This window comes from Escherichia sp. MOD1-EC7003 (genome assembly GCF_002965065.1).
GTDB lineage: Bacteria > Pseudomonadota > Gammaproteobacteria > Enterobacterales > Enterobacteriaceae > Escherichia.
Genome location: NZ_PTRE01000147.1, coordinates 1 through 8834 on the forward strand (window position 1 = coordinate 1; position 8834 = coordinate 8834).

The following is an 8834-nucleotide window of genomic DNA, read 5'->3' on the forward strand; positions in this document are numbered from 1 at the left end:
TGTTGGGTGGAGCGGACAATCCAAATGGTGAATTACTGTCTTATATCATTGGCGCTGACAAAGCGTCAGGATTACAGGTTGCTATGCCTGAACTGCAACCGGACGCCTTCCCGTTCTGGGATTCCTGCATGATGGTATTATCCATCGTAGCAATGATTCTGATGACGCGAAAATACGTCGAAAACTGGTTATTGTGGGTCATCATTAACGTGATCAGCGTGGTGATTTTCGCCTTGCAGGGCGTCTATGCCATGTCGCTGGAGTATCTGATCCTGACGTTTATTGCCCTCAACGGTAGCCGGATGTGGATCAACAGCGCACGCGAAAGAGGTTCACGCGCGCTGTCCCATTAATGGTGATGATGTGAATGGCCAGACCCCCCTTCATTCAGGTGGCAGTCTGGCCCATGACAAGGTTGATATTCCATCTGGATGGTGGCGTGCTCAATCTGATAGTGATCTATCAGGTAGTGTTGGAGCTGATCTAACAATGCATCGTGATCGTGTGGCGGGATCACCTGCACATGCAGCGTCATTACCGGCTTCTCGCCTACCATCCATACATGTACATGGTGCACACTGCGGACTTCCGGGATTTCCCGGCACATACGACGCTTCAGTTCAGCGATATCCAGCGATACCGGTGCACCTTCAAGTAACTCATTCACGCTATCTTTCAATAACCGCCACGCGCTGCGCAGAACCAGAAGCGACACCAGTATTGAGAGAATGGGGTCCGCAGGTGTCCAGCCGGTCCAGATAATAATCAATGCGGCAATAATAGCCCCAACCGAACCCAGCAGGTCCCCGAGCACATGCAGTGCCGCTGCGCGCACGTTGAGGTTTTTCTCTTCGCTGCCGTGATGCAGTAACCAGAACGAAAGTATATTTGCCAGCAGCCCAGCCACGGCAATTGCCATCATCATGCCGCCCTCGACCGGACGCGGCGTTCGGAAGCGTTCTGTCGCCTCCCAGACAATCAAAATCGTAATTACCACCAGGGCAATAGCATTCACAAACGCCGCGAGTGTGGTCAATCTTAGCCAACCGAAAGTGTGGCGAATGGTGGGAGGACGACGGGAAAATTGCACGGCGAGTAGGGCAAAAAGCAAGGCGGCAGTATCGGTCAACATATGACCCGCATCGGCCAGCAATGCCAGAGAACCGGAAAGAAAACCACCAATGACTTCTACCAGCATAAACCCGGCAGTTACGCCGAAAGCATACAACAAGCGACGAGCATTATTATCTTCTGGCTGGTGTGAGGAAGTGTGTGAGTGCGCCATGACGAGTCATCTCTTAATTATTCTCACTTAACTTTATGACATCATACTGCTTTTAGAAGGGAAAAATTAAAAGGGAGAGACTCCGCTCTCCCGATATTGGCTATTTTGCAGGGTTACTGCGTAGTACCGTCGGTTTTAGTATCGACATCATTGTTGATGCCATCACCGGTTTGGACTTTTTTATTGATATCCGGGCAGCGACCATCTTTACACATGGTATTTTTGTGCTCTTCATCTTTGGTCATGCCGTCATTGTTCATTGAAGAACCATCCGGATGCAGCATTGTGCCGCCAGAACCGGTATTTACCCCATTATTGTCGACGTTATTTGGCGCGACATTTTCACGAGCGTCAGGGGCGACCTGGCCCGCCTCAGCTGCGGCGTTTGCCTGGCCGTTATTGGTTTGCGCTCCGCTATCGGCAGCCAGTGCGGCACCGCTGGCAAGGCTTAGAGTGGCAGTCAGAAATAGTGTGGCCAGTTTAGTCATTTTCATAGGATGCTCCTGTTATGGTCGTTATGTCGGATAACCTCTTCCAACAGTGCATTTGCAGGTGAATATAAGACAATGGTTTAAGATTTCAGCAAGGTTATGAAACCCAGCAAAGAATCTTGAAATAATTAACAAACAAAGGGGTTACAGTTAGAAATTGTAGGAGAGATCTCGTTTTTCGCGACAATCTGGCGTTTTTTTTGCTGATTCCAGGATTAATCCGTTCATAGTGTAAAACCCCGTTTACACATTCTGACGGAAGATATAGATTGGAAGTATTGCATTCACTAAGATAAGTATGGCAACTCTGGAACAGACATGAATTATCAGAACGACGATTTACGCATCAAAGAAATCAAAGAGTTACTTCCTCCTGTCGCATTGCTGGAAAAATTCCCCGCTACTGAAAATGCCGCGAATACGGTCGCACATGCCCGAAAAGCGATCCATAAGATCCTGAAAGGTAATGATGATCGCCTGTTAGTGGTGATTGGTCCGTGCTCAATTCATGATCCTGTCGCAGCTAAAGAGTATGCCACTCGCTTGCTGGCGCTGCGTGAAGAGCTGAAAGATGAGCTGGAAATCGTAATGCGCGTCTATTTTGAAAAGCCGCGCACCACGGTGGGCTGGAAAGGGCTGATTAACGATCCGCATATGGATAACAGCTTCCAGATCAACGATGGCCTGCGTATTGCCCGTAAGTTGCTGCTCGATATTAACGACAGCGGTCTGCCGGCGGCAGGCGAGTTTCTGGATATGATCACCCCACAATATCTCGCCGATCTGATGAGCTGGGGCGCAATTGGCGCACGTACCACGGAATCGCAGGTGCATCGCGAACTGGCGTCAGGTCTTTCTTGTCCGGTAGGTTTTAAAAATGGCACAGACGGTACGATTAAAGTGGCTATCGATGCCATTAATGCCGCCGGTGCGCCGCACTGCTTCCTGTCCGTAACCAAATGGGGGCATTCGGCGATTGTGAACACCAGCGGTAACGGCGATTGCCATATCATTCTGCGTGGCGGTAAAGAGCCTAATTACAGTGCGAAGCACGTTGCTGAAGTGAAAGAAGGGCTTAACAAAGCAGGCCTGCCAGCACAGGTGATGATCGATTTCAGTCATGCTAACTCGTCCAAACAATTCAAAAAACAGATGGATGTTTGTACTGACGTTTGCCAGCAGATTGCTGGTGGCGAAAAAGCCATTATTGGTGTGATGGTGGAAAGCCATCTGGTGGAAGGCAATCAGAGTCTGGAGTGCGGGGAGCCGCTGGCCTATGGCAAGAGCATCACCGATGCCTGTATTGGATGGGATGATACCGATGCTCTGTTACGGCAACTGGCGAATGCAGTAAAAGCGCGTCGCGGGTAAGGTTTGGTGCAGTGACTGTACGTTTGTAGGCCTGATAAGACGCGTAGCGTCGCATCAGGCAATGTGCTCCGTTGTCAGCTACGCACTCCTTGTGCAAAAACAAAAGCCGATTCACTTGCAGTCGGCTTTATCATTTTTAAGCGAATGACGTTTACTTCGCTTTACCCTGGTTAGCAACAGCCGCTGCTTTCGCCGCGATCTCGTCAGCATTACCCAGATAATAGCGTTTAAGCGGTTTGAAGTTCTCGTCGAACTCATACACCAGCGGCACGCCGGTCGGGATATTCAGCTCAAGAATCTCTTCTTCGCTCATGTTATCGAGATATTTCACCAGCGCACGTAGGGAGTTACCGTGTGCAGCGATGATCACGCGCTCACCGCTCTTCATACGCGGCAGAATGGTTTCATTCCAGTAAGGGATCACACGGTCAATGGTCAGCGCCAGGCTTTCAGTCAGCGGCAGCTCTTTCTCGCTCAGCTTCGCGTAACGCGGATCGTGGCCCGGATAACGTTCATCATCTTTAGTCAGTTCCGGCGGGGTCACCGCAAAACCACGACGCCACTGTTTCACCTGCTCGTCGCCATACTTTTCAGCAGTTTCCGCTTTGTTCAGCCCCTGCAACGCACCGTAGTGACGTTCATTCAGTTTCCAGGATTTCTCAACGGGCAGCCATGCCTGATCCAGCTCATCCAGCACATTCCATAAGGTATGGATAGCGCGTTTCAGCACAGAGGTGTAAGCAAAGTCAAAGCTGTAACCTTCCTCTTTAAGCAGCTTACCTGCTGCTTTTGCTTCGCTTACGCCTTTCTCAGACAGATCCACGTCGTACCAACCGGTGAAACGGTTTTCTTTGTTCCATTGACTTTCGCCATGACGAACCAGAACCAGCTTAGTTACAGCCATATACTTACTCCTCAAATCATCTTTTAATGATAATAATTCTCATTATATTGCCGTGACGAAGCAACAGCAATGCTTACGCATAACCATAGCGAAAATAGTGTCGCAGTGTAAGGTTGTTGTGAATAATGAGTTGCAAATATGTCGGTGTTTGCTGGCTATTTGAGCAATATAAGGGGAAAGCCCTCATCGCGAGGGCTTAAAGTTACTCCGCAATAAACTGATATTCCGTCAGGCTGGAATACTCTTCGCCAGGACGCAGGAAGCAGTCTGGCTGCGGCCATTCGGGGTGGTTCGGGCTGTCCGGCAGAAACTCGCTTTCCAGCGCCAGCCCTTGCCAGTCGGCGTAAGGCTTGGTTCCCCGTGACGGTGTGCCGCCGAGGAAGTTACCAGAGTAAAATTGCAGTGCCGGAGCGGTGGTGTAGACCTTCAGCTGCAATTTTTCATCTGCTGACCAGACATGCGCCGCCACTTTCTTGCTATTACCTTTGGCCTGTAACAAGAACGCGTGATCGTAACCTTTCACTTTGCGCTGATCGTCGTCGGCAAGAAACTCACTGGCGATGATTTTGGCACTGCGAAAATCAAAAGAAGTCCCGGCAACCGATTTCAGGCCGTCGTGCGGAATGCCACCTTCATCAACTGGCAGATATTCGTCTGCCAGAATCTGCAGCTTGTGATTGCGCACGTCAGACTGCGCACCGTCGAGGTTGAAATAGACGTGGTTAGTCATATTCACCGGGCAAGGTTTATCAACCGTGGCGCGATAAGTAATAGAGATACGGTTATCGTCGGTCAGACGATACTGCACCGTCGCGCCGAGATTACCCGGAAAGCCCTGATCGCCATTATCTGAACTCAGGGCAAACAGCACCTGACGATCGTTCTGGCTCACAATCTGCCAGCGACGTTTGTCGAATCCTTCCGGGCCACCGTGCAGCTGATTAACACCCTGACTGGGCGAAAGCGTCACGGTTTCACCGTCAAAGGTATAACGGCTATTGGCGATACGGTTGGCATAACGACCAATAGAGGCCCCCAGAAACGCGGCCTGATCCTGATAGCATTCCGGGCTGGCGCAGCCGAGCAGCGCCTCGCGGACGCTGCCATCGGAAAGCGGAATACGGGCTGAAAGTAAAGTTGCACCCCAGTCCATCAGCGTGACTACCATCCCTGCGTTGTTACGCAAAGTTAACAGTCGGTACGGCTGACCATCGGGTGCCAGTGCGGGAGTTTCGTTCAGCACTGTCCTGCTCCTTGTGATGGTTTACAAACGTAAAAAGTCTCTTTAATACCTGTTTTTGCTTCATATTGTTCAGCGACAGCTTGCTGTACAGCAGGCACCAGCTCTTCCGGGATCAGCGCGACGATACAGCCGCCAAATCCACCGCCGGTCATGCGCACGCCACCTTTGTCGCCAATCACAGCTTTTACTATTTCTACCAGAGTGTCAATTTGCGGCACGGTGATTTCGAAATCATCGCGCATAGAGGCATGAGACTGCGCCATCAACTCGCCCATACGTTTCAGGTCACCTTGCTCCAGCGCACTGGCAGCTTCAACGGTACGGGCGTTTTCAGTCAGGATATGACGCACGCGTTTCGCCACGATCGGGTCCAGCTCATGCGCTACAGCGTTGAACTCTTCAATGGTGACATCGCGCAGGGCTGGCTGCTGGAAGAAACGCGCACCGGTTTCGCACTGTTCACGACGGGTGTTGTATTCGCTGCCAACCAGGGTACGCTTGAAGTTACTGTTGATAATGACCACTGACACACCTTTCGGCATGGAAACTGCTTTGGTATCCAGTGAGCGGCAGTCAATCAGCAAGGCATGATCTTGCTTGCCGAGCGCGGAAATTAGCTGATCCATGATCCCGCAGTTACAGCCAACAAACTGGTTTTCTGCTTCCTGACCGTTAAGTGCGATTTGTGCGCCGTCCAGCGGCAGATGATAAAGCTGCTGCAATACGGTTCCGACCGCCACTTCCAGTGAAGCGGAAGAACTTAACCCGGCACCCTGCGGCACGTTGCCGCTGATCACCATGTCCACGCCGCCGAAGCTATTGTTACGCAGTTGCAGATGTTTCACCACGCCACGAACGTAGTTCGCCCATTGATAGTTTTCATGCGCAACAATGGGTGCATCAAGGGAAAACTCGTCAAGCTGATTTTCATAATCAGCCGCCATTACGCGAACTTTACGGTCATCGCGTGGCGCACAGCTAATGACGGTTTGATAATCAATCGCGCAGGGCAGAACAAAACCGTCGTTGTAGTCGGTGTGTTCACCAATCAAATTCACGCGGCCAGGCGCCTGAATGGTGTGAGTGGCAGGGTAGCCAAAAGCATTGGCAAACAGAGATTGTGTTTTTTCTTTCAGACTCATTTCTTACACTCCGGATTCGCGAAAATGGATATCGCTGACTGCGCGCAAACGCTCTGCAGCCTGTTCTGCCGTCAGGTCTCGCTGGGTCTCTGCCAGCATTTCATAACCAACCATAAATTTACGTACAGTGGCAGAGCGCAACAGCGGTGGATAAAAGTGCGCGTGCAGCTGCCAGTGTTGATTCTCTTCGCCGTTAAATGGCGCACCGTGCCAGCCCATAGAGTAGGGGAAGGAGCACTGGAAGAGGTTGTCATAACGACTGGTTAGCTTTTTCAACGCCAGCGCCAGATCGCTGCGCTGGGCGTCTGTCAAATCGGTGATCCGCAAGACGTGGGCTTTGGGCAGCAGTAGCGTTTCGAACGGCCAGGCCGCCCAGTAAGGCACTACGGCTAACCAGTGTTCGGTTTCGACAACGGTACGGCTACCGTCTGCCAACTCGCGCTGAACATAATCCACCAGCATTGGCGATTTCTGTTCGGCGAAATATTCTTTTTGCAGGCGGTCTTCTCGCTCGGCTTCGTTAGGCAGGAAGCTATTTGCCCAAACCTGGCCGTGCGGATGCGGGTTTGAGCACCCCATCGCTGCCCCTTTGTTTTCAAATACCTGCACCCACGGATACGTTTTCCCCAGTTCTGCGGTTTGCTCCTGCCAGGTTTTGACGATTTCCGTCAATGCCGCAACGCTGAGTTCTGGCAGCGTTTTACTGTGATCCGGTGAAAAGCAGATCACCCGGCTGGTCCCGCGCGCGCTCTGGCAACGCATCAACGGATCGTTGCTTTCTGGCGCATCTGGCGTGTCAGACATCAAGGCCGCAAAGTCATTAGTGAAAACGTAAGTCCCGGTGTAATCGGGATTTTTATCGCCTGTCACCCGCACATTACCTGCGCAGAGGAAGCAATCTGGATCGTGCGCAGGTAACACATGTTTGGCTGGCGTTTCCTGCGCCCCTTGCCAGGGGCGCTTAGCGCGGTGCGGTGAAACCAGAATCCATTGCCCGGTGAGCGGGTTGTAGCGGCGATGTGGATGATCAACGGGATTAAATTGCGTCATGGTCGTTCCTTAATCGGGATATCCCTGTGGATGGCGTGACTGCCAGTGCCAGGTGTCCTGCGCCATTTCATCAAGTGTGCGCGTTACGCGCCAATTCAGTTCACGGTCGGCTTTGCTGGCGTCTGCCCAGTAGGCCGGAAGGTCGCCCGCGCGACGCGGTGCAAAATGATAGTTAACCGGTTTGCCGCAGGCTTTGCTGAAGGCATTAACCACGTCCAGCACGCTGCTGCCTACGCCAGCGCCGAGGTTGTAGATGTGTACGCCTGGCTTGTTTGCCAGTTTTTCCATTGCCACGACGTGACCGTCTGCCAGATCCATTACGTGGATGTAATCGCGTACGCCAGTACCGTCTTCGGTCGGATAATCGTTACCAAAAATCGCCAGCGAGTCGCGACGGCCTACAGCAACCTGGGCGATGTATGGCATCAGGTTATTCGGAATGCCTTGCGGATCTTCGCCCATATCGCCCGACGGATGCGCGCCAACCGGGTTGAAGTAGCGCAGCAGGGCAATGCTCCAGTCCGGCTGGGCTTTTTGCAGATCGGTGAGGATCTGTTCCACCATCAGCTTGCTTTTGCCGTAAGGGCTTTGCGGTGTGCCGGTCGGAAAACTTTCAACGTATGGAATTTTGGGCTGATCGCCATAAACGGTGGCTGAGGAGCTAAAAATAAAGTTTTTGACGTTAGCGGCGCGCATGGCGCTAATCAGGCGCAGAGTGCCGTTGACATTGTTGTCGTAATATTCCAGCGGTTTTTGTACCGATTCGCCAACGGCTTTTAACCCGGCGAAGTGGATCACGGTGTCGATAGCGTGATCGTGCAGGATCTCGGACATCAACGCTTCGTTACGAATATCGCCTTCAACAAACGTTGGATGTTTGCCGCCTAAACGCTTGATAACAGGCAGTACGCTGCGCTTACTGTTACAGAGGTTATCAAGAATGACGACATCATGACCGTTTTGCAGTAATTGCACACAGGTATGACTTCCAATGTAACCGCTACCACCGGTAACCAGAACTCTCATAATTCGCTCCATTAGGCTTATGGTATGAAATAACCATAGCATAACAAAGATGCGAAAAGTGTGACATGGAATAAATTAGTGGAATCGTTTACACAAGAATTTAGTCATTTTATATGCGCGATTAAATGATTATAAAACAGAGGGGTTGCGAATGATTGCGCTTTTTATCTGAAAAAAGTCGCGTATTCATGCCTGGATGCGTGTAACCGTGGACGGGATAACGCGTTTACACCGCATCCGGCACTGTCAGCATTACCGACTTAGCAAATGCCCCGTAAACCCTCGCCCAATCGGGCGGAGATATAAGGGGAGCTAATCAGGT

9 protein-coding genes are annotated in these 8834 nt (G+C 51.5%); 2 read left to right on the forward strand and 7 right to left on the reverse strand.

The annotated features are described in order from the left end of the window. Window positions 1–353 (forward strand): nicotinamide riboside transporter PnuC (gene pnuC, locus A7090_RS21505; RefSeq protein WP_198599602.1); only part of this gene is annotated, 353 nt, incomplete at its 5' end. Here the strand turns inward: pnuC and zitB are convergent. After that, the gene (gene zitB / locus A7090_RS21510) at window positions 350–1285 is read right to left on the reverse strand and encodes a CDF family zinc transporter ZitB (RefSeq protein WP_105275460.1); all 936 of its coding nucleotides are present in this window, start codon (window positions 1283–1285) and stop codon (window positions 350–352) included. The genes pnuC and zitB overlap by 4 nt on opposite strands. 113 nt (window positions 1286–1398) lie before the next feature. Continuing rightward, window positions 1399–1779: a YbgS-like family protein gene (locus tag A7090_RS21515; protein WP_105275461.1), complete on the reverse strand. Its 381-nt coding sequence runs from the start codon at window positions 1777–1779 to the stop codon at window positions 1399–1401. Window positions 1780–2094: 315 nt separating this feature from the next. On the opposite strand from A7090_RS21515, the gene aroG reads away from it, so the two are divergent. Further along, window positions 2095–3147 (forward strand): 3-deoxy-7-phosphoheptulonate synthase AroG, encoded by a 1053-nt coding sequence (aroG, locus tag A7090_RS21525; protein ID WP_105275462.1) that lies wholly within the window; start codon window positions 2095–2097, stop codon window positions 3145–3147. A 151-nt stretch (window positions 3148–3298) separates the two neighbouring features. On the opposite strand, the gene gpmA is transcribed toward aroG, so the two are convergent. The 5 genes from gpmA to galE all read right to left on the reverse strand — a co-directional run bounded on the left by gpmA (window position 3299) and on the right by galE (window position 8512). Continuing rightward, on the reverse strand, window positions 3299–4051 hold the full coding sequence (gene gpmA / locus A7090_RS21530; protein WP_001295305.1) for a 2,3-diphosphoglycerate-dependent phosphoglycerate mutase: 753 nt from the start codon (window positions 4049–4051) through the stop codon (window positions 3299–3301). 202 nt (window positions 4052–4253) lie between these two features. Beyond that, on the reverse strand, window positions 4254–5294 hold the full coding sequence (gene galM / locus A7090_RS21535; protein ID WP_105275463.1) for a galactose-1-epimerase: 1041 nt from the start codon (window positions 5292–5294) through the stop codon (window positions 4254–4256). After that, window positions 5288–6436 carry a galactokinase gene (galK, locus tag A7090_RS21540; RefSeq protein ID WP_105275464.1) on the reverse strand — a complete coding sequence of 383 codons (1149 nt, stop codon included), beginning with the start codon at window positions 6434–6436 and terminating at the stop codon, window positions 5288–5290. The genes galM and galK overlap by 7 nt, the downstream gene beginning before the upstream one ends. Window positions 6437–6439: 3 nt before the next feature. Then, on the reverse strand, window positions 6440–7486 hold the full coding sequence (gene galT / locus A7090_RS21545) for a galactose-1-phosphate uridylyltransferase (protein ID WP_105275465.1): 1047 nt from the start codon (window positions 7484–7486) through the stop codon (window positions 6440–6442). A gap of 9 nt (window positions 7487–7495) precedes the next feature. Beyond that, window positions 7496–8512 (reverse strand): UDP-glucose 4-epimerase GalE, encoded by a 1017-nt coding sequence (gene galE, locus A7090_RS21550; protein ID WP_105275466.1) that lies wholly within the window; start codon window positions 8510–8512, stop codon window positions 7496–7498. Between the last annotated feature and the right edge of the window lie 322 nt (window positions 8513–8834).